This is a genomic window from Oceanobacter sp. ABM4_470 (assembly GCF_056158645.1).
Map to the genome: position 1 here is coordinate 2,257,090 of NZ_JBSWTR010000001.1, position 26,475 is coordinate 2,283,564.

General features: G+C 55.9%; 25 protein-coding genes. 5 read left to right on the top strand and 20 right to left on the bottom strand.

The features are described 5' to 3' along the window. The first annotated feature begins 425 nt into the window (after window positions 1–425). Window positions 426–758 carry a type 1 pili tip component gene (locus ACXADJ_RS09860; RefSeq protein WP_475065251.1) on the top strand — a complete coding sequence of 111 codons (333 nt, stop codon included), beginning with the start codon at window positions 426–428 and terminating at the stop codon, window positions 756–758. A 70-nt stretch (window positions 759–828) separates the two neighbouring features. Here ACXADJ_RS09860 and mazG read toward each other — a convergent pair whose 3' ends face one another. The 4 genes from mazG to cysM form a co-directional block, all read right to left on the bottom strand. Beyond that, the gene (mazG, locus tag ACXADJ_RS09865) at window positions 829–1,689 is read right to left on the bottom strand and encodes a nucleoside triphosphate pyrophosphohydrolase (RefSeq protein WP_475065252.1); all 861 of its coding nucleotides are present in this window, start codon (window positions 1,687–1,689) and stop codon (window positions 829–831) included. Then, window positions 1,686–3,932, bottom strand: a complete 2,247-nt coding sequence (gene relA / locus ACXADJ_RS09870) for a GTP diphosphokinase (protein WP_028294772.1) — start codon at window positions 3,930–3,932, stop codon at window positions 1,686–1,688. Before relA ends, mazG begins: the two co-directional genes overlap by 4 nt. Before the next feature lie 2 nt (window positions 3,933–3,934). Next, window positions 3,935–5,299 (bottom strand): 23S rRNA (uracil(1939)-C(5))-methyltransferase RlmD, encoded by a 1,365-nt coding sequence (gene rlmD, locus ACXADJ_RS09875; protein ID WP_475065255.1) that lies wholly within the window; start codon window positions 5,297–5,299, stop codon window positions 3,935–3,937. Window positions 5,300–5,391: 92 nt separating this feature from the next. Continuing rightward, entirely contained in the window at window positions 5,392–6,303 is a 912-nt protein-coding gene (cysM, locus tag ACXADJ_RS09880; protein ID WP_475065257.1) for a cysteine synthase CysM, read from the bottom strand. Window positions 6,304–6,606: 303 nt separating this feature from the next. On the opposite strand from cysM, the gene ACXADJ_RS09885 reads away from it, so the two are divergent. After that, the gene (locus tag ACXADJ_RS09885; RefSeq protein ID WP_475065259.1) at window positions 6,607–9,462 is read left to right on the top strand and encodes a response regulator; all 2,856 of its coding nucleotides are present in this window, start codon (window positions 6,607–6,609) and stop codon (window positions 9,460–9,462) included. Here the strand turns inward: ACXADJ_RS09885 and acpS are convergent. From acpS to rpoE, 12 genes are all read right to left on the bottom strand, one after another. After that, entirely contained in the window at window positions 9,435–9,851 is a 417-nt protein-coding gene (gene acpS / locus ACXADJ_RS09890; protein ID WP_475065262.1) for a holo-ACP synthase, read from the bottom strand. The genes ACXADJ_RS09885 and acpS overlap by 28 nt on opposite strands. A 7-nt stretch (window positions 9,852–9,858) precedes the next feature. Next, entirely contained in the window at window positions 9,859–10,596 is a 738-nt protein-coding gene (gene pdxJ, locus ACXADJ_RS09895) for a pyridoxine 5'-phosphate synthase (protein WP_475065264.1), read from the bottom strand. A 32-nt stretch (window positions 10,597–10,628) separates the two neighbouring features. Further along, entirely contained in the window at window positions 10,629–11,249 is a 621-nt protein-coding gene (gene recO, locus ACXADJ_RS09900; RefSeq protein WP_475065266.1) for a DNA repair protein RecO, read from the bottom strand. Between the two features lie 35 nt (window positions 11,250–11,284). Further along, window positions 11,285–12,175 carry a GTPase Era gene (gene era / locus ACXADJ_RS09905; protein WP_028294765.1) on the bottom strand — a complete coding sequence of 297 codons (891 nt, stop codon included), beginning with the start codon at window positions 12,173–12,175 and terminating at the stop codon, window positions 11,285–11,287. Further along, the gene (gene rnc / locus ACXADJ_RS09910; protein ID WP_475065271.1) at window positions 12,172–12,858 is read right to left on the bottom strand and encodes a ribonuclease III; all 687 of its coding nucleotides are present in this window, start codon (window positions 12,856–12,858) and stop codon (window positions 12,172–12,174) included. The genes era and rnc overlap by 4 nt, the downstream gene beginning before the upstream one ends. Then, window positions 12,859–13,218 (bottom strand): DUF4845 domain-containing protein, encoded by a 360-nt coding sequence (locus ACXADJ_RS09915; RefSeq protein ID WP_084645186.1) that lies wholly within the window; start codon window positions 13,216–13,218, stop codon window positions 12,859–12,861. It abuts the gene before it with no gap. A gap of 12 nt (window positions 13,219–13,230) precedes the next feature. Then, window positions 13,231–15,030 carry a translation elongation factor 4 gene (lepA, locus tag ACXADJ_RS09920; protein WP_475065274.1) on the bottom strand — a complete coding sequence of 600 codons (1,800 nt, stop codon included), beginning with the start codon at window positions 15,028–15,030 and terminating at the stop codon, window positions 13,231–13,233. 208 nt (window positions 15,031–15,238) lie between these two features. Next, entirely contained in the window at window positions 15,239–16,627 is a 1,389-nt protein-coding gene (locus ACXADJ_RS09925) for a DegQ family serine endoprotease (protein WP_475065276.1), read from the bottom strand. Window positions 16,628–16,629: 2 nt separating this feature from the next. After that, a complete protein-coding gene (locus ACXADJ_RS09930; RefSeq protein WP_051219568.1) occupies window positions 16,630–17,091 on the bottom strand; it encodes a SoxR reducing system RseC family protein in 462 nt (153 codons plus the stop codon). A 17-nt stretch (window positions 17,092–17,108) separates the two neighbouring features. After that, complete coding sequence (locus ACXADJ_RS09935) at window positions 17,109–18,137, bottom strand: MucB/RseB C-terminal domain-containing protein (RefSeq protein ID WP_475065279.1); 1,029 nt, start codon at window positions 18,135–18,137, stop codon at window positions 17,109–17,111. A 2-nt stretch (window positions 18,138–18,139) separates the two neighbouring features. After that, window positions 18,140–18,841, bottom strand: a complete 702-nt coding sequence (locus ACXADJ_RS09940; protein WP_051219567.1) for a sigma-E factor negative regulatory protein — start codon at window positions 18,839–18,841, stop codon at window positions 18,140–18,142. A 20-nt stretch (window positions 18,842–18,861) separates the two neighbouring features. Continuing rightward, window positions 18,862–19,449 (bottom strand): RNA polymerase sigma factor RpoE, encoded by a 588-nt coding sequence (gene rpoE, locus ACXADJ_RS09945; protein WP_028294759.1) that lies wholly within the window; start codon window positions 19,447–19,449, stop codon window positions 18,862–18,864. A 193-nt stretch (window positions 19,450–19,642) separates the two neighbouring features. Between rpoE and nadB the strand changes: the two genes are divergently transcribed. After that, a complete protein-coding gene (gene nadB / locus ACXADJ_RS09950) occupies window positions 19,643–21,268 on the top strand; it encodes an L-aspartate oxidase (RefSeq protein ID WP_028294758.1) in 1,626 nt (541 codons plus the stop codon). Between the two features lie 159 nt (window positions 21,269–21,427). Here nadB and ACXADJ_RS09955 read toward each other — a convergent pair whose 3' ends face one another. Both ACXADJ_RS09955 and ACXADJ_RS09960 read right to left on the bottom strand, forming a co-directional pair. Continuing rightward, window positions 21,428–21,886, bottom strand: a complete 459-nt coding sequence (locus tag ACXADJ_RS09955; protein WP_475065282.1) for a hypothetical protein — start codon at window positions 21,884–21,886, stop codon at window positions 21,428–21,430. Further along, window positions 21,864–22,124 (bottom strand): FAD assembly factor SdhE, encoded by a 261-nt coding sequence (locus tag ACXADJ_RS09960; RefSeq protein WP_475065285.1) that lies wholly within the window; start codon window positions 22,122–22,124, stop codon window positions 21,864–21,866. Before ACXADJ_RS09960 ends, ACXADJ_RS09955 begins: the two co-directional genes overlap by 23 nt. A gap of 159 nt (window positions 22,125–22,283) precedes the next feature. Between ACXADJ_RS09960 and ygfZ the strand changes: the two genes are divergently transcribed. Continuing rightward, window positions 22,284–23,177, top strand: a complete 894-nt coding sequence (gene ygfZ, locus ACXADJ_RS09965) for a CAF17-like 4Fe-4S cluster assembly/insertion protein YgfZ (protein WP_475065288.1) — start codon at window positions 22,284–22,286, stop codon at window positions 23,175–23,177. Window positions 23,178–23,200: 23 nt separating this feature from the next. Here the strand turns inward: ygfZ and ACXADJ_RS09970 are convergent, their stop codons facing one another. Further along, window positions 23,201–24,301, bottom strand: a complete 1,101-nt coding sequence (locus ACXADJ_RS09970; protein WP_475065290.1) for an enoyl-CoA hydratase/isomerase family protein — start codon at window positions 24,299–24,301, stop codon at window positions 23,201–23,203. A 72-nt stretch (window positions 24,302–24,373) separates the two neighbouring features. On the opposite strand from ACXADJ_RS09970, the gene ACXADJ_RS09975 reads away from it, so the two are divergent. Further along, window positions 24,374–25,021, top strand: a complete 648-nt coding sequence (locus ACXADJ_RS09975; RefSeq protein ID WP_475065291.1) for a hypothetical protein — start codon at window positions 24,374–24,376, stop codon at window positions 25,019–25,021. 146 nt (window positions 25,022–25,167) lie between these two features. Here the strand turns inward: ACXADJ_RS09975 and ACXADJ_RS09980 are convergent, their stop codons facing one another. Continuing rightward, window positions 25,168–26,466: a tetratricopeptide repeat protein gene (locus ACXADJ_RS09980; protein ID WP_475065293.1), complete on the bottom strand. Its 1,299-nt coding sequence runs from the start codon at window positions 26,464–26,466 to the stop codon at window positions 25,168–25,170. Window positions 26,467–26,475: the final 9 nt, after the last annotated feature.

The window sequence follows — 26,475 nt, forward strand, 5'->3', positions numbered from 1 at the left end:
TGCACAGCTCTCGGCTCTGGCTTCCTGCTTCGCCCTACCTCCTGCATCCATGCAGTCGTGCGCGTGCCCTGCAGGTTGTCAGAACAAGGCGGCGAATGTAGCGGAATGGCTTGCCCTTTCCTATCGGACCGCGCAGGTTCGCCAACACCGTTATGGCGGGCTGCAGGCCGCGCCCTGCGGGGATGGCAGGGCATTGCTGACTCTGTGTCGCTGATTTTTGACTTGACCCGTCAGGCCTGCAAATCAGCTTCGTGATTCAGCGTCGCCCTGTCATCCAGAGCGGTCACAGGGTTATTCAGAGGGTCCTTAATGGATAGCAGTCAGTGCGGCATGAATGCCAGTTTAGACGGCTTTGATTGAAAAAATTTCCGAACGTTTTCGAACATTCATACCAAAATAAAAGAGCGATGTGAAAGGAGAAAACGATGAAAGCCAGCGAATTGATCAACCATTGGGAAGCCGAGTATGGGGAGCAGATATCAGCCGAAAGCTACCCGATACAGCTTAATCACAAGGATTCAGCGCGGGTTGAAGCTCTGCTGGAGATGTTTCCGGGGCTAACCAGGGAACGCCTGATGCGCGACCTGGTACATGCCGCGTTGAACGATTTGGCCAGTGGTTTTCCGTATGTGCAGGGCGACAAGGTCATCGCTCAGGATGAGGAAGGGTTTCCAATGTACGAAGACGTCGGGCCAACGCCGGAATTTCTGGCGTTAACCCGTAAGCATTTGCAGAAGATCAACGCCGACAAGCATTAAAATGTCGAGTGTGGGCCAGGCGGGTAGCTTCAGGAGTCCTGAGAGTCCGCGCCTGTCGATGCAGCCGCTTCTATTTGAGCTTTCCGCCCTGTTTTTCTTTTAGCTTGGCTGTTTGCCAGGAGGCTTCCATCTGCGCCAGGTCTACATGGTCCCAACCGCCGGCCTCTATGGCGTCGTCTTCAACGGTTTCAAAGCGACGACTGAAGCGACTGTTGGTGCCGCGCAGGGCAACTTCCGGGTCAATCTTGTAATGGCGGGCCAGATTAGCCACGGCAAACAACAGGTCGCCCACTTCCGACTCGATGCGCTCACGGTCGTCAGCCACCACTTCCACTTCAACTTCGTCGAGTTCTTCTCGAATCTTTCCAATCACGGCCTTCGGGTCGTTCCAGTCGAAGCCGACGGTGCTGGCTTTCTTTTGCAGTTTCACGGCCCGGGTCAGCGCAGGCATGGTCGGCGGCACGCTATCTAACAGGCGTTCGCTCCCGCGCAGTTCAATGCCAGCCTCGATCGCTCGTTGGCGCTTTTCGGCTTTTTCTTCGGCCTTGATGGCTTCCCAGTTGGCACCGATTTCGGCGTCTTGCGGGGTAACAGAAGGATCTCGTTCGCTGTTCAGAGTGCCATCCGGAAACACATGCGGATGGCGTCGAATCAGCTTGCGAACCAGCCGGTCAATAATGCTGGAGAAGTCAAAGTGGCCTTGCTCGGTGCCCATTTGGCCGTAGAACACCACCTGAAACAGCAAATCGCCCAGCTCTTCTTCAAGATGAGGCCAGTCCTGCCGCTCAATGGCGTCGGCAACTTCGTATGCCTCTTCCAGCGTGTGTGGCAACACACTGGCGAAGTCCTGCTTCAGGTCCCATGGACAGCCGGTTTGCGGGTTACGCAAACGGGCCATCAGGGTCAGCAGATCGTCGAGCTGATAACTCAAGACTGACCTCCTGCGCGGATTCGACGGGCCGACATGATGTTCGGCAGCTGTTCGATCTTCTGCATCAGACGACCGAGGTTCTCAAGACTTTCCACTTCCACCGTCAGCTGCATGCTGGCGGTGTTTTCGCCTTGGTTGGACTGGGTATTTACGCCAATCACGTTAACCCGCTCGTTGGCCAGAATGGCACTGACGTCACGCAGCAGGCCGGTACGGTCGTAAGCCAGAATCGACATTTCCACCGGATAGGTTTTTGCCGGAGCACTGCCCCAGCTGACCTGCAGTACCCGGCTAGGCTCGATGGCCTCAAGGTGCAGCAGGTTTTCACAGTCGCTGCGGTGCACGGTCACCCCACGGCCGATGGTGATGTAGCCCTTGATGTCGTCGCCTGGCACTGGATGACAGCACTGGGCCATCTGGGTCAGCAAGTTGCCGACACCATCGATATGAATATCGTCCTTGCCCGGCTTGTAATTGGACTCGCTCTTGCGCAGCAACGGCAGTTCCTGCTGCGAATGGCCCTGATCGGTCTGGCGCAGTACTTGATTCACGATCTGGCCAACACGCATGTCACCAGCACCGACCGCCGCAAACATGTCATCGACCGATTTCATGTTCATATGCTGGGCAATGTCGTGCAGCGGTTCCTGCGACAGGTCGAGACGATCGAGTTCACGGAATACCAACGCACGGCCTTCTTCGACGTTCTGGTCACGAGCCTGCAATTTGAACCAGTGAGCCACCTTGGCACGAGCACGGCTGGTGTGAATATAACCGGAATCCGGATACATCCAGTCGCGGCTTGGATGGGCGTTAGGGTGGGTCAGAATTTCCACCTGCTCGCCGGTTTTGAGGATGTAGGTGAGTGGCACGATACGGCCATTCACCTTGGCGCCACGGCACTTGTTGCCGACTTCTGTGTGCACCCGATAGGCAAAGTCGACCGGCGTGGCCATGGGTGGCAGATCAACCACGTGGCCTTCCGGCGTAAACACGTAAATGCGATCCGGGTTGATGTCGCTGCGCAGTTCTTGCGCCAGCTCAGGCAGGTCGTCGAGTTCTTCGTGCCATTCCAGCACCGAGCGCAACCAGGCAATTTTCTGCTCATAGCCCTGATCCTTGCCACCGGTGTCCGTACCTTTGTAGAGCCAATGCGCACAGACACCCAGCTCGGCATCTTCGTGCATCGCGTGGGTACGGATTTGCACCTCCAGAATCTTGCCTTCCGGACCGATTACCGCGGTATGCAACGAGCGATAGCCGTTTTCCTTGGGGTTGGCGATGTAGTCGTCAAATTCATTGGGAATATGACGCCAGCGGGTGTGAACAATCCCCAGTGTGGCGTAGCAGTCGCGCAGCTCCGGCACCAGAATGCGCACTGCTCGAATGTCATAGATTTGCGAGAAATCCAGATTCTTGCGGCTCATTTTGCGCCAGATACTGTAGATATGCTTGGCGCGGCCGTAGACGTCGCAGCGAATACCGGCTCCGAACAGCTCATCGCGCAGGGTTTGCACCACGTTGTCGATGTAGTCCTGACGGGCAATCCGTTTTTCGTCCAGCAAAGAGGCGATTTGTTTGTAGGCTTGCGGCTGCATGTAGCGGAACGCCAGGTCTTCCAGCTCCCACTTCAGGTGACCAATGCCCAACCGGTGCGCCAGCGGGGCATAAACATTGAAGACTTCTTCAGCCACCTTGCGACGGCGCTCGTCCGGAGCGTCCTTCACCGCCCGGATGGCTGAGGTACGTTCGGCCAGCTTGATCAGTGCCACCCGCACATCGTCGATCATGGCTACCAGCATCTTGCGCAGGTTATCGACCTGGGCTTCACGCTGGCCCAGCACGGTTTCGCCAGAGGAATTCTGAATGGCGCTGATAGCCGCCATCCGCAGTACGCCTTCAATCAGCTTGGCAACTTCGCTGCCAAATTCACGCTCTACCTTGGCCAAAGGCAGGCGGCCTTCACGCACACCACGATACAGCACGGCGGCGATGATGGATTCGGTATCCAACCGCAGATCCATCAAAATCTGGGCCATTTCGAGGCCCATTTGCATACTGTCGACCGCCCACCAGGTTTGCTTGGCGATGGCTTCGTCCGACAGCTGTTTGGCCAGATCGAGTGCATTCAGCAAGGCTTCCGGTTCACGCAGGTCGTAAACCTGTTTGACCTTTTCCAGCCATTGTTCGATGTCCAGTGATCCGTCATGCCAAACCGGCAAGTCTTCCCGCACCTTTACCATTGTTATTTTCCCTGATGGCTTAGCAGCACCATGGTTTCCACGTGATGGGTCTGTGGGAACATATCCATGATGCCTGCTTTTTCAACTCGATAGCCGGCTTCGGTGAGCCGACCAAGGTCACGCGCAAGGGTCGCCGCGTCACAAGACACATACACAATCTGCGACACCTTACGGTTGTTCAATTCGTCTATTTGGGCTGCTGCCCCCACTCTTGGCGGGTCCAGCAGCACCTTGTCCGGTTGTGGCAGCGCAGCAAGCTTGCCGGGCTCGGACAAATCCGCCTCCACCGCATGCAAGGACAGCGCCAGCGATTCAGCCTGCTGCCGCAAACTGCTGACCATGCTGTCCTGCACTTCCACGGCGTGGACCTGCTGGCAACGCCGCGCCAGCGGCATGCTGAAGTTGCCATGGCCTGCAAACAGATCCCAGATGACGTCGTCCGGTTGTGGATTCAGCCAGTCGATGGCCTGCATGACCATGGTGCGATTAACCGCACCATTGACCTGAAAGAAGTCGCTCAGCTGCATTTTTAACGGTTGTTCATCAACCATATGCACCAGTGTTTGCGCGGCGTCAGGGTACAGGCACTCAGGCTCAGTGCCGCGCCCACCGCTGGTCCACAACTGCACTTCGTAGTTCTCTGGCAACTGACCGGATTCCAGCGTGCTGCCCGCAACGGTGTCGCTCAGCATCTTTGCACCATGACGACTCACGAAATCGGACAGCGCTTTTTTGTCGTCGGCAGACAGCGGTTTCAATACTCGCAGCACCAGCGCCATGGCGTTATCGGCGGCCACCACTTCAATCTGACTGATGCGATCGCGCCCAGCCAGACTTTCCAGCAGGCTACGCCAGGCAGACCAGTCCAGTACTTCAAACGACGGCAGTACCTGACAATGATTAATGTTGGTCAGGTGCTCGGAGGCATGTTCCCGAAAACCAACAAAGTTCTGCTGCTTGTCCTTGCTGAAGCGCACACCCAAACGCGCCTTGCGGCGATACTGCCACGGCGATGCGGTGATCGGTGCCGCCCACTCTGGCACCTCAATGCCATAGCGGCGAAACTCACGCTCAACCCGCTGTTGCTTGAAGTTCACCTGAGCATCGTACTGCAGATGCTGCAAATCGCAGCCACCGCAACGCTGATAATGAGCACACGGAGCTTCGACCCGATCGGCACTCGGGGTATCCACCGATACCAGGCGGGTCATCCAGACTTTCTTGCGACGGCCATCCAGACGCGCCGTGACGGTTTCTCCGGGTAACGCCCCCGGCACGAAATACACATCACGTCCAAGCCGGGCAACGCCCTGCCCTTCTGACGTCAGATCCTGAATGGTTAGTTGCAATGTTCGTGGTGATGCCACCTGAGTCCCCTCCGTTCGAGTCGGCGCACAGTATTGGCACTGGAGAAGGTTTTGCAACCCCGCCGGTCAGAAAGCCGACAGGGTTTGGCTATTTATCGGGGTGCAAACACACCAGAGGACAAATAACGATCACCGCGGTCACACACAATCGCCACAATAGTGGCGTTCTGCAGTGTCTGTGCCAGCTGCAAGGCAGCAAAAACAGCGCCACCTGACGATACGCCACAGAAAATCCCTTCTTCTCGGGCCAGCTGACGCATGGTGTCTTCAGCATCCTGCTGGCCGATATCCAGCACCTGATCAACCCGCTGCTGGTCAAAAATGGTCGGCAGGTATTCCTGCGGCCAACGTCGAATACCCGGAATGGACGCACCGTCTGACGGCTGCAAACCGACGATCGTCACGTCCGGATTTTGTTCCTTCAGGTAACGAGAGGTGCCCATGATGGTTCCCGTTGTACCCATGGAGCTGACGAAGTGGGTCACCTGACCAGCCGTCTGCTGCCAGATTTCCGGCCCGGTGCCCTCATAGTGGGCTTGTGGGTTATCGAGGTTGCCAAACTGGTTAAGCACAATGCCTTTGCCTTCTGCTTCCATGCGCGAGGCAAGGTCGCGGGCTTCTTCCATACCAGCCACCAGAATCAGCTCGGCACCGTAGGCTTGCATGGCCCAACGGCGTTCCATGGTGCTGTTGTCCGGCATGATCAGAATCATCTTGTAGCCCATCATGGCCGCGGCCATTGCCAGAGCAATGCCGGTATTGCCACTGGTGGCTTCAATCAGGGTATCGCCCGGGGTAATTTGGCCACGCTGTTCAGCCAGCTGGATCATCGACAAGGCCGGACGATCCTTGACCGAACCCGCCGGGTTGTTGCCTTCCAGCTTCAGCAATACCTGATTGCCACGCTCGTTACTGCCCATACGCTGCAATCGCACCAGTGGCGTATTGCCAATGCAATCCGTAATGGTTGGATACTGGGTGTTCGGGTATTGCTCTGAAGACATAAGGAAACCTGGTACGTTAGCCGGCAAATACGGCGCTTATAACAAAATGGCATACATGGTACGCCTGAAGCGCGAAATATTTTAATAATAAATCTTTCTTTGGTTATGCAGTGGTTAGCAGTACACAAAGGAACAGCAATCGCCAAAGTCATGGCGCAAATCGTCCCACAACCTTCCCCACCAGACGGCAGATATCAACGGCCTTTTATTGCACCCCCCGACCATCACCAGTAGTCTCTACCGACCTTTCCCGAATACAGGGCTGCATTGCTGGCGGCCGTTCGCCTGCATGATGGTTTGCCGATGAAAAACTGGAATATTCAACATCGTTTCTTGCTGATGGGCATGCTGCCCGGATTGTTGCTGTCATTGGTGTTAGGCGGCTTCTTTATTACCCAGCGTTTTCAGGATCTCGGCGACCTGCTGGAAGAGCGAGCACTGGCCATGGCCAAACAGCTGGCTCCGGTGTGCGAATACGGTGTCACCATCGGCAATAACGCCATTCTGCAAAATATCGCCAACAACATGCTGGAAGAACCGGACGTTCGTGCGGTCAGTATTTACAACCAGGACATGGATTTACTGGCCCACTCAGGCCCCCGCATGAAAACCGATCAGCTAGGCGGCTCACAGGTACAGCGGGGACAGCTGCACCTGATGCGTACTTCGAGCTCGGTTCGTATTCGCGCGCCAATCATTGCCCAGAACCTGGAGATTTCCGATCAGGTATCAGACGACTTCTTTGCCGAGCAGGACCCAACGCCGCGCTTGCTAGGGTGGGCCGAGCTCGAACTGTCATCAGCCAATACCAGCCTCGAAGCCTACCGCCACCTGGCCTCATCGCTGGGCCTGATTCTGGCCACCCTGTTTGCCTGTTTGATGCTGGCTATTTACATCAGCCGTCAGTTTTCGCGTCCATCGCGGGAAATTCTTGATGCCATGCGCCGCATGACCGAAGGCAAATATGAAACACGTGTTCGACCTGATGGCGGCGGCGAACTGGGCGATATCGCCATCCACCTGAATAAGTTGGCGTCGAACCTGCAACGCTCGGAAGCGGAATTCCAACGCACCCTGGAAGAGGCCACCCGGGACATTCAGGAAACCATGGACGACCTCGAAATCCGCAACCGTCAGTTGTTGCTGGGCCAGCGTGAAGCCGAACAAGCCAGCCGCATGAAATCGGAGTTTTTGGCCAACATCAGCCATGAAATCCGCACCCCGCTGAGCGGCATCAACGGCTACATGAATCTGCTGGGCCGCACCCGAATGACCGACCAGCAGATCGATTACCTCAGGATTATGGAAACCTCGGCGGCCGATTTGCTGCGGTTGCTGACCGACGTACTCGACCTGTCCAAAATTGAAGCGGGCAAGCTGATCATGGAACACGAGCCGTTCAACTTGCGTCAAATAGCCGAGCACGAACTGATCGCCTGTGCCCCAATGGGTCTGAAGAAAGGCCTCGACCTGCTGCTGAATATTGATCCTGCCGTGCCTTGCTGCGTCGTAGGTGACGGCAGCCGCCTGAAACAGGTGATACGCAATCTGGTGAACAACGCCATCAAGTTCACCGAGAGCGGCTCGGTGTCGATGCAGATTTCACTGATCAACCAGCGTAATAATCAAGCCAGCATTCTGGTCGAGATCCGTGACACCGGTATCGGCATGACCACCGAACAACAAAACAAGTTGTTCAATGCCTTTACCCAAGCCGACAGCAGCACATCGCGGCGTTTCGGTGGCAGTGGTCTGGGGTTGGTTATCGCACGGGCACTGGTGCAGGAAATGCACGGTGATATTCGTATCGAAAGCGCCCCCGGCGAAGGCTCCACTTTCAGCTTCCATGTATCGCTGGACATCGACCCTGAGCAACGTGCAGCCCTGCCATCACTGGGTCACGGCCACATTGTCGTGCTGGACGACCGCAAGCACAGCAGTAACAACATTCACCAGCTACTGACGGAATGGCAACTGGATAGCACCAACTGCCGCAACGCCAACGAGCTGGATCAGTTGCTGAACAACCAGAGCCTGAATATTGATGCCGTGGTGATGGCCATCAAGAGCGAGCTGATTGGTAGCTCCAAATGCCAGCGCCTGGTGTCGCAACTGGTGCCTCATGGCGTGCCAATTATTGCGCTGGTCGACAGCGACCGAGAAGAGGACCGTCAGGCCCTCGACAGCTATGGTGCGGCCATTTGCCTGTCCCGACCACTCAACAGCATGCGCTTGCACAAGGTGCTGAATAACCTGCTGAGTGGTAAAAAAGCCGACGACGACGAGCGCGATAAACAACGCAACCCGTCAGACCAGAACATGCCTGCACCGTCGATTCTGGTGGTGGATGATTCCGAGCCAAACCAGAAAATGCAGGTCACCCTGCTAAACCTTCTAGGCCTGCCCACCGAAGGTGCCAGCTCCGGCCCCGAAGCCATTGAGCGGGTTGCTGAAGGCAACTTTGATATGGTGTTTATGGACATCCAGATGCCGGGTATGAACGGTCTGGAAGCCACCCAGCAAATCCGCCAGCTACCGGGCAAACAAGCACTGCCTGTGGTTGCCCTGACCGCCCATGCCATGGCTGATGAACGCAAGGAATTGCTGCGGGCTGGCATGAATGCCTACTGCACCAAACCTATTTCCACCGAAGAGTTGATTGAGTGCGTCGAGGAGTGGACCGGCTACCGTGCCAGTGAAGACAACGCCTGGGCCGATGAGCAGGCTCAGGAACCTGAACAGTCCAAACCTTCTGAACCAGCAGCAAACAGCGCTGACGAACCCGCTCCGGCATTCTGTCCCCAGCGAGCATTGAAAGCTGCCAGCGGCAAGCCTGCACTGGCAACCGACATGATGACCATGTTACTGAAAACGCTCAGTGAAGAAACCGATGTGATCCGCGAACTGTGGGAAGAGGAAGATCTGGAAGGATTGCAGAGCGCCATTCATCGCATGCACGGGGCAACCCGCTACTGTGGTGTGCCCGCTCTGCAACAGACGTTACACAGCATGGAAACAGCCCTGAAACAGCAGCAGCACGAGCAACTGCCAAACAAGCTGCGCGCAGTGATCGAAGCGTCAGTGACACTGGAACAATGGGCCAGCCAGAACGACTGGCCATCGTTGTTGAATCAGGCAGACAGCACGGCAAAAGCCTGAATCATCTGATCGTCGTCGGTCAAACTGATCCAGGCTCGACGACCGCCCAGCGCTTCCAATCGCTCCCTGGCGGCACCATGCAGCACGGCATAAGGTGCCCCCTGCTCGTTACGCAGCACTTCCAGTTGCTGAAAGCCCACGCCTTTCGCAATTCCGGTACCCAGCGCCTTGGCGAGTGCTTCCTTGGCGGCGTATTGCTTGGCAAGGAAGTTTACCGAGCAACGACGCTGCTGCCATAACAGCCGTTCGGCCTCGGTCAGGATACGGCGAGCAAACCGCTCGCCGTGGCGATCCAGCGAACCTTGTAAACGGGACTCCCGAATCAGGTCCGTGCCAACCCCAACCACACCAGCTGGCAAATTATTCAGCGACTGTGCTTCCGCGGTCATGGTTCACTCAGCGACGGGCGTTTTCCAGCAGCGTGCGCATTTCTGCCACCGCACGTTCAAAGCCCACAAACACGGCATGCGCAACAATGGCGTGGCCGATGTTCAGTTCGTTCATTTGTGGAATGGCGGCAATCGGCTCAACGTTGTGATAGTTCAAGCCATGACCAGCATTCACAATCAGGCCCTTGTCAGCGGCATAGGCAGCAGCGGCGCGAATGCGTTCCAGCTCGGCATCAGCTTCTTCGCGGCTTTCGGCGTCGGCATAACGGCCGGTATGCAGCTCAATCACCGGCGCACCAGAGCGAACCGCGGCGTCAATTTGAGCGTTATCCGGGTCGATAAACAACGACACTTCACTGCCAACCGCCGCCAAACGCGCAACGGCTGCGGTAATCGCTGCTTCCTGACCAACAACGTCAAGGCCGCCTTCAGTCGTCAGTTCTTCACGCTTTTCCGGCACCAGACAAACACAGGCAGGCTCAATGTCTTCGGCCAACTCAATCATGGCATCGGTGACGGCCATTTCGAGGTTCATACGGGTTGCCAGGGTTTCCTTCAGCACGTAGACGTCGCGGGTCTGGATATGACGACGGTCTTCACGAGGGTGAATGGTGATGCCATCCGCACCGGCTTGCTCGGCAACAAACGCCGCCTGTACCGGGTCCGGGTAGCGAGTGCTACGGGCCTGACGCAGGGTGGCGATGTGATCGATGTTAACGCCCAACAATACGCGGGATTGAGACACGGTAAATTCTCCTCAAGATGGATAGCAACCCTTCAGGGCATGGCAAACAATTGCCGACTGACCAAAGGTTTTGAAAGATGTTGCGACAGTGCCAGCCTCAGCACCTGTTTGGCAACCGCCAGATTACGGCGATTAAACGCCCCATCAGCCAGCTCCAGTAGCGCCTGCCCCGGCAATCCCTGGCTTGATTGGCTGGCATCGATTTCCAACAGCCCGAGCTCCGCTCGGAACTCATAGCTGCGATCTGCCTGCACCGGCTGCCCTTCCGCCGTCTGGTGCCAGTCAAAGCCAAAACCGAGGGCCTGTAGCAATTGGTATTCGAAAATGCGTAGCCAGGGCTCCAACGCCTGTGGCGTTTGCATGGCTTCCAGCAGCGTCAGGAAACGCTGAAACAGCTGCGGCTGGGCATCGGCCATGGGCAGCAGCTGGATCAATAATTCAGAAAGGTACGTACAACAGAAGAGTTGCTGGCGCTGATACTTGAACTCGGACAAGCGATCAATGACCGTCATGCGGGGCCAATCCTTATCACTGCGCCATTCGCCCTGGTACAGCTGCCATAGCGTCAGCCTACCCGCACGGCGGGGAGCAAGCACAAGCTGGTGGCCATCCTGCTCACTGAAGATGTTCAGCAACCAATTGCTTTCGCCCATTGGTCGCTGATGCAAAACCACCAGCCGCTGCATGATTAGCGGTCGTCGTATCCCAGACTGCGCAGGGCGCGTTCGTCGTCGGACCAGTTGGATTTGACCTTCACCCACAGGTTCAGCATCACCTTGCAATCGAACATGGTTTCCATGTCTTTGCGAGCGTCCTGACCAATACGTTTGATACGAGAACCGGCTTCACCAATCACAATGCGTTTTTGCGAGGCGCGCTCAACCAGAATCAATGCACTGATTTCTGCCAGCGTGCCATCGTGGGTGAACTCTTCAATTTCAACCGTCATTTCATACGGCAGTTCGTCACCCAACTGCCGCATGATTTTTTCACGCACCAGTTCAGCCGCCAGAAAGCGCGAGCTACGGTCGGTAATCTGGTCTTCCGGATAGAAATAATCGCCTTCCGGAATGTAGCTGTCGATCAGATTTTCCAAGCGATCGACGTTGTTGCCGTGCTTGGCACTGATGGGCACGATTTGCTCAAACGGATACTTGGTCGACAGCTCCTGCATATATGGCAGCAAGGAATCCTTGTCTTTGAGGAAGTCGACCTTGTTGACCACCAACACCACCGGAGCACGCTGGCCCTTGATGGCTTCCAGTACCATTTCGTCTTCTTCGGTCCAGCGGGTACGGTCAATCACCATCACCACCAAGTCGACGTCTTTAACCGCCGTCGTCGCCGCCTTGTTCATGTAGCGGTTGATGGCTTTTTCCTGACGCTGGTGCATCCCCGGCGTGTCGACGTAGATAATCTGTACGTCGTCTTCGGTTTTGATCCCCAGAATCTGGTGACGAGTGGTTTGTGGCTTACGCGAGGTGATCGACAACTTCTGCCCCAAAATGCGGTTCAACAGGGTCGATTTACCGACGTTCGGGCGGCCAACAATGGCCACAAATCCGGTTTTCACGCTCATTCCTCAGCCTCGCTGATGCCCAGTGCGGACAGTAATTTCATTGCTGCGGCCTGCTCGGCTGAGCGGCGGCTGCTGCCTTCGGCAACGTATGGTGTGGCGTCAGGGATTTTCACTTCGACCTTGAACACCTGCTCGTTGGAAGGACCTTGTACAGAAAGGACTTCGTATTTGGGCAAGGCCAGATGACGCCCCTGCTGGTATTCCTGCAGACGGGTTTTCGGGTCCTTGATCGGGTCTTCCAGGCTCAGATCATCCAGACGACTGGCGTACCATGACAAAATGCGATCACGGGCACTGTCGAGACCGGAATCGAGATAAATGGCACCGATAATGGCTTCAACCGCATCGGCCAGAATCGATTCACGCTTGTGGCCGCCGCTTTTCAGCTCGCCGGAGCCCAGCAGCAGGAAGTCGCCAAGATCAAAATCCCGTGCCACTTCGGCCAGTGTCTTGCCTTTCACCATGCGGGCGCGCAAACGGCTGAGCTTGCCTTCACGAGCCTGCGGGAAACGCTGGTACAGGTCTTCGGCAATCACAAAGTTCAGAATCGAATCGCCCAGAAACTCCAGTCGCTCGTTGTTGGTGCCGCCTTTGCTGCGATGAGTCAGCGCCAGCGTCACCAGGCTTTCGTCGTTAAATGTGTATCCCAGTCGCTGGGAGAGCTTGAGTAATGGGTCGTTCACTTATTCGAATTCTTCATGTACGGAAAATTGGCCAACCGCAAACAGGTTGGCGACCAGATGACCGCGCACCTCGTAGTTGAGGTTAACGGTCAGCTTGTTACGGCCGCGTTTGACTTCCAGATTGTCCAGCGGGATGTTGAGGTTGTTGGAACGAATCCGATCCTGAAACACCGCGCGCACCTGTTTGATGGTCGACGCCGAGTTAACGGAACGGGATTCGTGCATGGTGCTGATCACCTGTTGCAGCAAACGGTTATCCCAGTACATAGGCACAATCGCCATACTGAGTTTGATTGCCACACCGACACCCAACAGCAGGGCCATAAAGCCCATCATGGACATTCCGGATTGTCGTTTCATCGGTCGAGTACCTTAATCATCTACCTTGAGCACGGCCAGGAACGCAGACTGCGGAATTTCCACGCTACCAATCTGCTTCATACGTTTCTTACCATCTTTCTGCTTCTGCAGCAGTTTCTTCTTACGGCTGACGTCACCGCCGTAACACTTGGCCAGTACGTTCTTACGCATTGCCTTGATGGTGGTACGTGCCACCACCTGGTTGCCAACGGCGGCCTGAATTGCCACGTCGAACATCTGACGTGGAATCAGTTCTTTCATTTTTTCGGTCAGGGAGTTACCACGACGACGCACGTTGTCGCGGTGCATGATCACCGCCAGCGCATCAACGCGCTCGCCGTTAACCAGCACGTCCAGACGCACCAGTGGCGCTTCCTGGAAGCGTTTGAAGTTGTAGTCCAGCGAGGCAAAACCACGGCTGCATGACTTCAGGCGGTCGAAGAAGTCCATCACCACTTCGGCCATCGGGATTTCATAACGCAGAGACACCTGGCTACCGGTGTATTGCATGTCCATCTGCACGCCACGCTTTTCCACACAGAGGGTAATCACGTTGCCCAGATGTTCCTGCGGCACCAGGATGTTACATTCAGCAATCGGCTCGAACATGGTTTCGATGCTGCCCGCGTCTGGTAACTTCGACGGGTTATCTACTTCAAGCTTCTCGCCTTTCTTGTTGACAACTTCGTAGATTACCGTTGGCGCCGTGGTGATCAGGTCGAGGTCGTATTCACGCTCCAGACGTTCCTGAATGATCTCCATGTGCAACATGCCCAGGAAGCCACAGCGGAAACCGAAGCCCAGAGCGTCAGAGCTTTCTGGCTCGTAGAACAACGAAGCGTCGTTCAGGGACAGTTTTTCCAATGCGTCACGGAAGTCTTCGAAGTCGTCGGAGCTGACCGGGAACAAACCAGCATATACCTGCGGTTTAACCTTCTGGAAACCCGGGATCGGGGCCGTGTCCGGGTGCTTGGACGACACAATGGTGTCACCCACCGGGGCACCATGAATGTCTTTGATACCCGCGACCATGTAGCCCACTTCACCGGTGCGCAGCTCGCCGGTTTCCTTGCGTTTTGGTGTGAAGATACCCACGCCGTCAACGCCGTGGTCCTTGCCGGTGCTCTTCAGGCGAATCTTGTCGCCTTTGCGAATCGAGCCGTTTTTCACACGAATCAGGGACACAACGCCCAGGTAAGGGTCGAACCAGGAGTCGATGATCAATGCCTGCAATGGTGCATCAATATCACCTTCCGGTGGCGGTACGTTGGCCACCAGATCTTCCAGCACGTCTTCGATGTTCAGGCCGCTCTTGGCGCTACAGCGCACAGCGTCCATGGCATCAAGACCAATGATTTCTTCAATTTCCTGCGCCACGCGTTCTGGCTCGGCTTGCGGCAAGTCCATCTTGTTCAGTACCGGACGCACTTCCAGGCCTTGCTCAATGGCGGTGTAGCAGTTGGCAACCGACTGCGCTTCCACACCCTGAGCGGCATCAACCACCAGCAGCGCACCTTCACAGGCATACAGCGAGCGGGATACTTCATAGCTGAAGTCCACGTGTCCCGGTGTATCAATAAAATTCAGCTGGTAGGTGTTACCGTCTTTGGCCTTGTAGTCCAGCGTAACGCTCTGGGCCTTGATCGTGATGCCGCGTTCACGCTCGATATCCATGGAATCCAGCACTTGCTGCTGCATTTCACGGTCACTCAAACCACCACACACCTGAATAAAACGATCAGACAGGGTCGATTTGCCGTGGTCGATGTGGGCAATGATGGAGAAATTACGAATTCGGTCCAGGTGGCTCACAAAATACTTCCAGAAGAACAAACAAAATGGGCGAGAATTCTACTTGAAAGCGGGCCTCAAGGCTAATCCATGACCAACCGATTCGGAATCCGGCTGTCCGACCGCTTCAAATACAACGCCAGACAAAACCCCATCAACAACAAAGGCAGCCGAAGCTGCCTGTGGTGTTTCCCCTGGAACACGGGGACTGATGCAACGCCAGTGGCGGTTATTCCGGCACACGCAATGGAATAAACAGCGCCGAGCCGCGACGCACAATGCGCATCGGCACACTGCGATCACCCGGCAGATTCCCCACGGCCTGTTTGAAGTCGTCGATATCGTTGATGGTTTCACCATGAATCATGGTGATGATGTCGCCCTTCACGAGACCGGATACCGCCGCTGGGCCATCAGTGACAGACTGCACGGCCACGCCGTCGAAGCCCAGCTTACGACGCTGTTCGTCCTCCAGGTTGGCCACTACCACGCCCATGCGCTCGCTCTCGTATTCATTTGGTGGCAACGGGCTACCAGAGCCTTGGCCGTCAGCATCGGCCAGCACACCAATTTCAACGTTCAGACGCTTGCGCTTGCCGTTACGAACCAGATCGACCTTGGCTACCTTGCCCGGCTTCACTCGGCCGACCTGGTGCGGCAAATCAGAAGACAGATAAATGGGCTCACCGTTGAAGGCAGTGATGATATCGCCACTTTTCAACCCGGCCTTGTCAGCAGGGCTGCCCGGCACAACCTGGGCAACCAATGCGCCAGCGGCCTTGTCCAGACCAAAGGATTCCGCCAGATCCTTGCTGACTTCCTGAATCACCACACCGAGCCAGCCGCGGCTGACCTTACCGGTAGATTTCAACTGATCGGCAACGTCCATCGCCACATTGATCGGGATGGCAAAAGAGACGCCCATAAAGCCACCCGAGCGGGTGTAAATCTGTGAGTTGATACCGACCACTTCGCCGTCCAGGTTAAACAACGGGCCACCGGAGTTACCCGGATTGATAGCAACATCGGTCTGAATAAACGGCACGTAGTTCTCGTTCGGCAGGCTGCGGCCCTTGGCGCTGACAATGCCTGCGGTTACTGAATAGTCGAAGCCGAATGGCGAACCAATGGCAACCACCCACTCACCGACTTCCAGCGCATCGGAGTTACCCAGCTCAACAATTGGCAGATCATCTGCTTCTACTTTCAGAACCGCCAAATCGGTACTTGGGTCAGCGCCAATCAGTTTGGCATCCAGCTCACGACGGTCGTTAAGGCGCACGATGATTTCATCAGCACCGTCGATCACGTGGTTATTGGTCAGGATGTAGCCATCTTTGGAAACGATAAAGCCGGAGCCCAATGAGGTTTTTTCCTGCTCACCCCGTGGGCTTTGGCCAGGCGCACCAAAAAAGTGTCGGAAAATTTCCGGCATGTCTTCCGGCACCCCGTAACGGTCGCTGTAGGCCGTCGACTGGACGTGCTGGATGGTACTGATATTGACGACGGCGGGAGAGGTTTCTTTCACCAGATCCCGAAAGTCCGGCAGGCTGGCGTTGGCAGTGGCCGTCATAACCACCAGAAAAACAGGTACAAACAAACGGAAGAACTTGCTCATATTCAACCCTTTAGATGCTCCGAAGCTGTTATTGTCATTGTAGTGCCCGGTTCAGCGACCGCGACTATTCGGGGTAGCCATTGCCCTTTACGCTGGTTAGACAACCAACGGGCAGCGCCAAAACCAAATAATAGCCCTAATAAGCCCACCAGCATGGAGGCCGATTCGCCCCCTGCCGTCTGGCCGGCAACAGCACCCAGAATCAGCCCCACCATGGGGATTCCGTAAAGTGCCAGTGCACTGCTCATCAGGCTTCCATCGGGAAGGTCCAGAGTTACCTGTTGGCCGGCCTCCAGTTTGAGGTCGGTGGCAACCCACAATCGAACAGGGCGTCCGATACTTTCCAGCGCAGACTGGCCGCAGCCGGATTTTGCCTGGCAGCTTCCACACGAGGAACGCTGCACCGACTCAACCCAAACGCCGCCATCGCCTACGTCAGCCACTAAGACACTTTCTTGCGCCATGTATTCAGAACCAATGGTCAGTTTTTGTCACGAAACCGGACAGAAGATGCAATTTTTTGCGCCGCCTGAACCGGCAGCTCGCCTACGACAGTGATGCGCATGTTGGCATCACCAAGCTGCTGGTGCCTGACAACCGCACAGGTTGCCCCCCAGCGCTTGCTGAAATTCGGAATGGCTTCGTGCTCGATCGGATCAACAAACAGGGTAAACGCCGTCAGGCCATCGGAGTACATGGCAGTTTCACCGCTCTGTTGCCCAACCCGGCTGCCTGTCAGGGAAAAGCCCGGCGGCACCCATTCCGGATACCAGTTGGACGGTTTGGTAATCGCCAATTCCTGTACGCCACCAGCGACATTGCCCGCCATGTTATGGGGCTGAGTGTCTGTAAGAGACGTCGTCAAAGGCACCACGTTAGCCGATTCAAAATCAGCGATGGTTTGTGGCTTGCCGATGTCTACCTGAGCAAACTGATAGCGTTCCAGTAACTTGTTGTTTTTATCCAACAGGTCCGAACGCAGCAACAAACCGGTGTCTGCATCGAGCCACAGATTCTGGCCAAAGCGATATTCATCGACAGGGCGAATTTTCAGTTTGATAGCGGTGTGTCCGGCCACCCGGCCAGCTTTGGAAGAAACATCCAGACGATAGAACTCATCCAGAGTAGGAGTATCAGGATCAACGCCCGACAAGAGCTGCGAGCCCTGATCACGGAATACCGAGGAGATACCCGCCTGATCATAAGTCACCGTCGAGCCATTGCGAACGATCTCGCGAGGCATACCGGTCAGGTGACTGATTTTTTCGTACTCCACGCCATCAATAATCGCATGATTTACCGATAACGTGTGCCAGGCCTTGTTATTGCCGAACACCAACACGCCCTGATAATTCTCGTGCTTGATGGCGTCCGCCATACGCTGTAGCCATTGCCTGGGTTTCTGCTCAGAGTCTGAAACCGGCGAGGCCGACACATCGACTGCTTCAGAGGCATGAGCCGCAGCAGAAAACATCACTGCAGCACATATGCCGATCCAGGCGAACTTCACTACTACTCTTCTCCGCCCTGCTCAAAGTTGGTAACCCGGGCGAAAGGCATCAACCCACGACCTGAGTTCATCACCGCATGTTCGCTGTGCTGCAGAACGTATTCCTGCAAACGGTTTTGCGCATCACGCAGCTGGTCTTCGGTCAGGTCAGAATCACTGGCCATCAGGCTGCCATCGGCAGAGGCGACAGACAGCTGAGCCGGTGCAATGGTTTGCTGACTGACCGGAACGATGTCAGAACCAGCAACCGCTGCAGACTCAAGCGGCATCACCGCCTGTGGAGCAGACTGGGCAACCATGGCAGCACCGCCATTACCCAGCATGTTGTCATCTACAACCCGCACACCCAGCAGAACAGCCAGTGTCACAGACGCGGCCACAGCACCGGATGCAATCCAGCCCTGCTTCCAGGTGCCTGAACGGGTTTCAGTAGTAGCGACCACATCAGACCCTGCGGTAGCGGCGCGTTCACGAGCCGGTACTTCATCCATTGGTTCGCCATCAATGGCCTGCATAATGCCTTTGGAGAGGTCAACCATCATGGTTGGCTCTTCACGCAGCAAGGAACCCATCATCTGATAGCGGGACCAACGCTCACGCAACTCGTCATCCTGTTCAACTTCATTCAGGAGACGCCGTACTTCAAGCTCATCAGCTTCCCCGTCAATCAATGCAGACAGGGATTCATTCATGCGATCGTTCATTACCAATACCTTCCAGAACGTCAAGCAGTCGCCATTACAAGTGGCTGCATTTTCTTATCTATCGCCTCACGCGCCCGGAAAATTCGGGAACGTACGGTACCAATAGGACATTCCATTGCCTCTGCAATTTCCTCGTAACTCAAGCCGTCCATTTCACGCAGAGTGATTGCCATACGCAGATCGTCCGGGAGATCGTCGATGGCCTTGAACACCACATCACGCAACTGGTCGCGTTGTAGCAGACCGTCAGGTGTGTCGATGTCCTTCATTGGACTGTAGTCGCCGAAAAACTCCGCGTCATCAGGATCGATGTCCTGGGTTGGGGTTTTACGGCCACGACTGACCAGATGATTCTTGGCTGTGTTTACCGCAATGCGGTACATCCAGGTATAGAAAGCGCTTTCGCCACGAAAGTTCGGAAGCGCCTTATAGGCTTTCACGAAGGCTTCCTGAGTGACATCCTGCGCCTCAGCAAAATCTGAAATGAAACGTCCAACCAAAGACAAAATGCGATGCTGGTATTTCAGCACCAACAAATCGAATGCGCGACGGTCCCCTTTCTGGACTCGTGCGACCAACTGTCGATCTGTTGTTTTGTTATCTGTCATGCCGGATTCCGATGCCCTCATAGGCTCTTTCTTCATTATCGCTGCGCTGGTCACTTTTAAGGCCTCCATGTGTTGGCTCAATATTAGTGACCCGGCCATTTCACGAAAGTTCACATAAAAATTCACAATCGTTGTTCTGGCTCATCAAGGGCTGGCATTATAGAGGCAAATCGACAGATAGCATCCCTATAAGATGAGCGAATTGTTAACCTATGACGTACTGATCATTGGCAGTGGTGCCGCTGGTCTGACTCTCGCCCTTTCCCTGCCGGAAGACCTGCAAGTTGCCGTGATCAGCAAAGAGCGGCTCGACAGCGGTTCCACCCGCTGGGCACAAGGGGGCGTTGCAGGGGTTCTGGATGAAACCGACAGCGTCGACGCCCACGTCAACGACACCCTGATTGCCGGTGCCGGACTGTGCGACGAAAGCGCGGTACGCTTTACCGTAGAAAACTCGGCATCAGCCATTCAATGGCTGATCGACATGGGCGTTCCCTTCACCCTCGACGGCCTCGCCGAACAAGGCGGTGACCAGCGTTTTCACCTGACCCGCGAAGGCGGCCACAGCGCCCGCCGGATCATTCACGCCGCCGATGCCACCGGGCTGGCCATTTCCGAAACCCTGATCAAACGCGCCCAGGAACGTCCGAACCTGCACCTGCTGCATCAATACATTGCCGTGGACCTGATTACCCGGGAAAAACTCGGCCTCGACGGTCAGGGCTGCATTGGCGCCTACTTCCTCGATAAAAGCAGCAATCAGGTGGTGTCGATCACTGCTCGCGCAACTATTTTGGCTACCGGCGGCGCCAGCAAGGTATACGTTTACACCACCAATCCGGATACCGCTTCCGGCGACGGCATTGCCATGGCGTGGCGCGCCGGCTGTCGGGTTGCCAATATGGAATTCAACCAGTTCCATCCAACCTGCCTGTACCACCCGGAGTCCACATCCTTCCTGATCAGCGAGGCGGTACGTGGTGAAGGTGGTCAGCTCAAGCTGCCAAATGGCGAACGCTTTATGGATCAGTTTGACCCCCGTGGCGAGCTGGCCCCGCGCGACATTGTGGCCCGCGCCATCGACCATGAAATGAAACGCCTGGGGGCTGAGTGCCTGTATCTGGACATCAGCCATAAACCGGCGGACTTCATTCGTCAGCACTTTCCGACCATCCATGACCACTGCCTGGAACTCGGCATCGACATCACCAAAGAGCCAATCCCGATTGTGCCAGCCTCCCACTACACCTGTGGCGGCGTGGTAACGGATCACTTTGGCCGCACCGACATCGATGGCCTTTACGCCATCGGCGAAACCGCTTGCACCGGCTTGCACGGTGCCAATCGACTGGCCTCCAATTCGCTGCTGGAATGTCTGGTGTACGCGCGCTCGGCGGCGTCACACATTCAGGAAATGTTGGATCAGCAGGAAGAAACCCCGGCCGTTCCAGCCTGGGACGCCAGTCTGGTGACCGACTCCGATGAAGACGTGGTGATTTCCCACAACTGGGAAGAGCTGCGAGCGTTCATGTGGGACTACGTGGGCATTGTGCGCACCACCAAACGACTGGTTCGTGCCAAGCACCGGGTCAACCTGCTGCGTCAGGAAATTCAGGAGTTCTACAGCAACTACCGCGTGACTGCAGATTTGCTGGAGTTGCGGAATCTGGTCGATGTGGCGGAGATCATTATTCGCTCAGCGATGCATCGTAAGGAAAGCCGTGGCCTGCACTACAGCCGCGACTACCCGAAAGCCTTGCCAAAAGCCTTCGATACCGTCCTCAGCTCCAAACACCCGACCGAGCTTGGCGAAATCTAGGGACCCTCTGAATAACTCGGTGCCCGCTCTGGATGACAGGGCGACGCTGAATCACGAAGCTGATTTGCAGGCCTGACGGGTCAAGTCAAAAATCAGCGACACAGAGTCAGCAATGCCCTGCCATCCCCGCAGGGCGCGGCCTACAGCCCTGCACCTGCTTCAGCCCAGAGCGGGATTACCGTACAACGCACGCATTAACGTGCGGTAATCCTGCGGGTTGGCAAAGCAGTCCGGCCGAATAATCAGCCCCTGCCACGGCCAGATTCCATAGCGCAGCAGCAATACGCGCGACCGTCGAACAGAACCGACACGCCAACGCACGGATGTGCAGGAACCATCGTCCCGAATCAACTGCCAGTCAGCCAATTCCTGAGTGTGCAATCGTAATAGCGGCACGGCCGTGCCAGAGGACGTGTTCAGGCGCAGCCGAACCACAGGGCGAACAAATCGCCTCAGACAACCACCTGTGAGCAGAATAACGACTGCCAAAGCCATCGTGGCCCAGCTGCCAAACACCGCCCCACAGGTGATCAGAAGAATCAACAGCGCCAGCGCATCCAGACGATTCTGAAGTCTGGAGCGGCGCAGTTGCCAATCAAGCGCCGCGGCTGCGGGCATGCTCCAGAACCAGGGTCGCAATGCGTTGCAAACCGCTGTCTTCTGGCTCAACACGCTCCAGAAACCAGGCAAACAAATCGGTGTCTTCCTGATCCAGCAACACTTTATAGAGCTTCTTATCGTCGTCTGCCAGTTGCTCGTAGGCTTCGTCGATAAAGGGAATCAACAGCACATCCAGTTCCAGCATGCCGCGACGGCTGTGCCAGCGCAGGCGTTTTTGTTCAATATTGTCAGTCACATTGGCCTCCTGTTTGAGCGTCATTATAACGTCAGGGATTGCATGCTGTGTTGAAAAATCATCACTTGCCCCCACATCAGGACATGCAACAATCCGGTGCACTGACGCAGCGGAGCCTTGCGTCGACTGACAGATTGTTCTTAGCCACCCGGAGTTGTTATGACGGTACTCACCGCCTCGCTGCCAGAATTTGCCATCCTCACCGTTCGCGGCAAGGATTCAGCCAAACTACTGCAAGGGCAGTTGACCTGTGACGTCATGAAAATGGACGAGCAGCATTGGCAACTGGGCGCCTGTTGTACCGCCAAAGGGCGCATGGTGGCGAACTTCCTGATTGCCCGTCAGGACGACAACTTCTACTTGCGCCTGAGCCGCGATGTCGCTGAGGTACTGAAGCAACACCTGAGCAAGTACGCGGTGTTCTACAAAACCACTCTGGCAGTATCCAACCTCGCGGTTGTTGGCACGCTGGCCAACGACCAGGAAGCCGCCGAGCCACTGAGCACCACTCTGGTTGATGCCAGAGGAGATCTGGAGACAGCCGCTGCCGACATCCACTGGGATGACGACGCCGTTCGTGTTGAGTGGCCGGATGGCCGTAGCGAGTTGTGGTCAGAAGCAGACGCTGAACAGCAACCGGGAGACGATAACAGCGACATCCACAGCCGCTGGTTGCAAGCCGATATGGCACTGGGTCTGGTGTGGGTAACTGCCGAATCATCGGAAAAATGGGTGCCTCAGCACGCCGGTTGGGGACTGGCCGGTGGCATTAACTTCAAGAAAGGCTGCTACACCGGACAGGAAGTGGTTGCCCGACTGGAGTATCTGGGCAAAACCAAAAAACAGCTGACCGCGGTGCAGCTCAGCAACGAATCCATGACGGTTGAAGTCGCCCTGCCCATGAACGTCAGCAATGCGGACGGCCGTAATGTCGCCGAGCTGATTGCCTGGTACGACAACGCCGGACTGGCCATTTCCAGCGTGTCTGAAAAGCAGGACGGCCACCTGCAAACCGGCGAGGCCGTGATACTGACGCCCGCGACCCAGTCGTAGATACGGGTCTTTCGCTTCCCTGACTACAAACCCTTCAGCGGGTGTTTGCCGCGTGGCCAAGGGGCTGTCATTAGCTCCTTGACCCAACTGTCAGGCACCGCCGCCAATGACGCATGATGCCACACCGGCTGCTTGTCCTTGTCGATGATCATGGCACGTATGCCTTCTTTCAAATCCGGATGGCGACAGGCCTGCCACGCCAACTCCAAATCTCTTTGGGCCACTTCCGCCTGACTCATGCGCCAGCCTTCCCGAAACTGCTCAATAAACACCCGCGCAGACGCCGGACAACCGGCGTGATACGCCGCCAGCCCCTGGTTAACCCACTCAGACTCCGACCCGCTCGGCAGTGCATAGTCGCCATTCAGCAAACGCTGACACAGGGGTTCAATTTCACCACAGTGTTGCTGCCAGTCGCTGCCGGTGGTCGGTTCGACCGACAGCGACCTCAGAATACGCCGCACCGCAAAGTGGTTATCGGCCCAATGTTCTGCCCAGCTGGCACCACGGAGGGCTGCCAGCAAGTGATCAAAACCATCCGCTGCCAACGCATGGGTAGCCAGAGCCTGTTGAACGATATCCGCCTGCGCCAATGGTGTGGCCGTTACGCCCATCCACAAGCCCAGGGATGGATCGATGCGGGGTAAGTACCAGGCAGCCAGTACGTCCGGGAACAAGCCAATTTTGATTTCCGGCCACGCCAGTTTCATGTCCGGTAACGCAATGCGATGGCTAGCGGTCAGAAACAGCCCCAGACCGCCGCCCATGGTGTAGCCATTGCCCACCGTAATCAGCGGCTTGCCGTAACGCTGCAGTTCCACATTGGTTTGGTATTCCAGCTCGAAGTAGCGGTCCGCACCGGCTGCGGGGTGTTGCTCGTCGGTAATGCTGTTGTACAGGTCGCGGATATCGCCGCCGCAGCTGAAGTGCTTACTGGAAGAGTGAATCACCACCGCAGCGATTTTGGGACTGTGCTTCCATCGTTTCAAACGCTGGCGAATGGCTTTGATGGAATCAAAATCAAGCGCATTCATGGCCTCCGGACGATTCAATGTCACCACGCCAATCTTGTAGCCTTTTGTGGCCGACACGGTCTGAAACAGCACAGAAGAAAACGTACTCAAGCGCACCTCGCATGGCGGTGTTAAGGGACTCGGGATGGTACACTTTTCGCCCCACTCCGTGAAACTCGACCTATGATTTACCTGATCGCCCTGTTAATTGTCGCCGCGTTAGGCGGCTGTCTGTTTCTGGTTTTCAAACACACTGGCAGCCATACCGGCCGTGTCCGCCGGGCGCTGGCACAGCAACTCGATGCTGAATACCGGCAGTTTGGCGCCCTCGACAAGGACGTACTGGAAGCCGGCTTTTCCATCACCCACCACTCCCAATTTCGCCATACCCGCCATCAACTGCTGGGACAACGCAATGGCGTTCACTTCAAGGTGATGGATTATGCCTACGTTGGCGTGTCCGGACTGGCGGAGCAAACCGTCATTGTGATGGACAAGGTGAATCAGGAATCCGGCGATTTCCGGGTCCAGCCCCAGCGTTACCACCGCAATTTGCAAAGCGACAGCTTTACCGACCCGGATCAAAATAACCTGCAAACCGTCGCCATATCCGAGTTACCCAACACCCTGGTGATGGCGCAAAAGCCCCACGCTTTTGAACTGCGCGCACAACAAGCTGTTTGTGAGTGGCTACAACGCCACCCGGACATGGTGATTGAACAAAGCCAGCATCTGCTGATGATTTTCAAACCCGGACGGGTATTGGTAGATGCCGATGCCATTATGACGGCCATTGACGAGGCGCTCGGTCTGTTTGATCAAGGCCAGTAAATTTGATCAGAGCAGGAAGCCTGATCGAGAGCAGTGAGCGAAAACCCCAAAAAGCAAAACCCGGAACGCAAAATGGCCGCAAAAGCGGCCATTTATGCTCATTATTCCTTAAGAATAATGACATCAGGATTGACGGCCAAGGCCGATCAGGAAGACGCCGCCATGTACTCGCGACGCTTTTCTTCACTCTTGATGTATTCGAGCCACTGGCCCGCTGTTTTGGTTGCTTCGTCGAACTTCGCCGCTTTGGCGAAAGACGCTTTGGCATCCTTCAGCTCGTCCAGATTGAACTCGATCAAACCTTGCAGAATCAGCGCGGATGACTCTTGCTGCAAACCGCCCTTGGCAATCGCCTGTTTGACGTTTTGCAGTGCCAGTTTCCACTCCTGACGTTCAGTGTGAATCTGCGCCAGCTTGAAGAAATCACTGCCTTTACCAGACAGCTTGGCAGCCTCTGTCATCGCGACAATGGCCTTGTCGTATTCCTTCGCCAGCATCCAGGAATCACCCAGCAGCGACATGGTGCGGGCATCTTCCTTGATGATGCCGGCTTTGACACCGTCTTCGATGATGGCTGCCGCCTTGTAAGGGATGTCCTGCCCCAACAACGCCTGAGCGTAGTTGATCAGTTCACTTTCCTTGGTCAGCATGTTCTGTTCAAACGCTGTTTCCAGTGTTGAAAGCTCACGCTTTGGCTGACCCAATTCGGCATACACCGCCGCCAGCTGCACCCAGTACTGGGACTTCGGATACAGAGTTGCGAGGTCTTGCAGGCAACGGGCCAGATTGTCGAAGTCCTTGTTCTGGTAGTACACCGCACGTTCCAGCATCAACCAGTTTTCACGTGGCAGGTTGCCCTGCTTCTTGACCATGGCAATGGCCTGCTTGATGTCTGGCAGTGCCTTATTGTACTGCTCAACCTGGAAATACACCTGCGCGCGCAGCACATAGGCCTCAGCGCCCGGCTCGGCAACAATGCCAAACCACTTGTTCAATGGCACCAGCGCCTGCTTGTACTGTTCCTGAATCAGATACAGCTTGGCCAGGCTGTACAAGGTGGTTTGCTCAAGGCTTTCAGGAATGTTCTCTACCGCGATCACATTCTCGTAGGCTGCAGCTGCTTCCTTGTACTTTTCCTGATTGAAGTACACATAGGCGTACATGTTGTGGGTCATTGCCGTTTCGTAGGAGTTGCGGCGACGCTTCTCAAGATCCTGCAATTCTTCCAGTGCTTCCGCGTATTGTTTCTGGTCGGCCAGCTCACGAGCGCCGTCCAGCTTCTTGAAGATTTGCGGGCGCATGGTGGCAGAACGACGAACACGCTTGTTGCTGGCAGCGGACGAACCGGACTGCTCAGCGGCCTGTACCGACATCACACCAGGTCCCACATAGGACAACGAAAGCGCCACCAATCCGGCACCCAACAGGGCCAATGGTTTTTTCATGTTAACTCC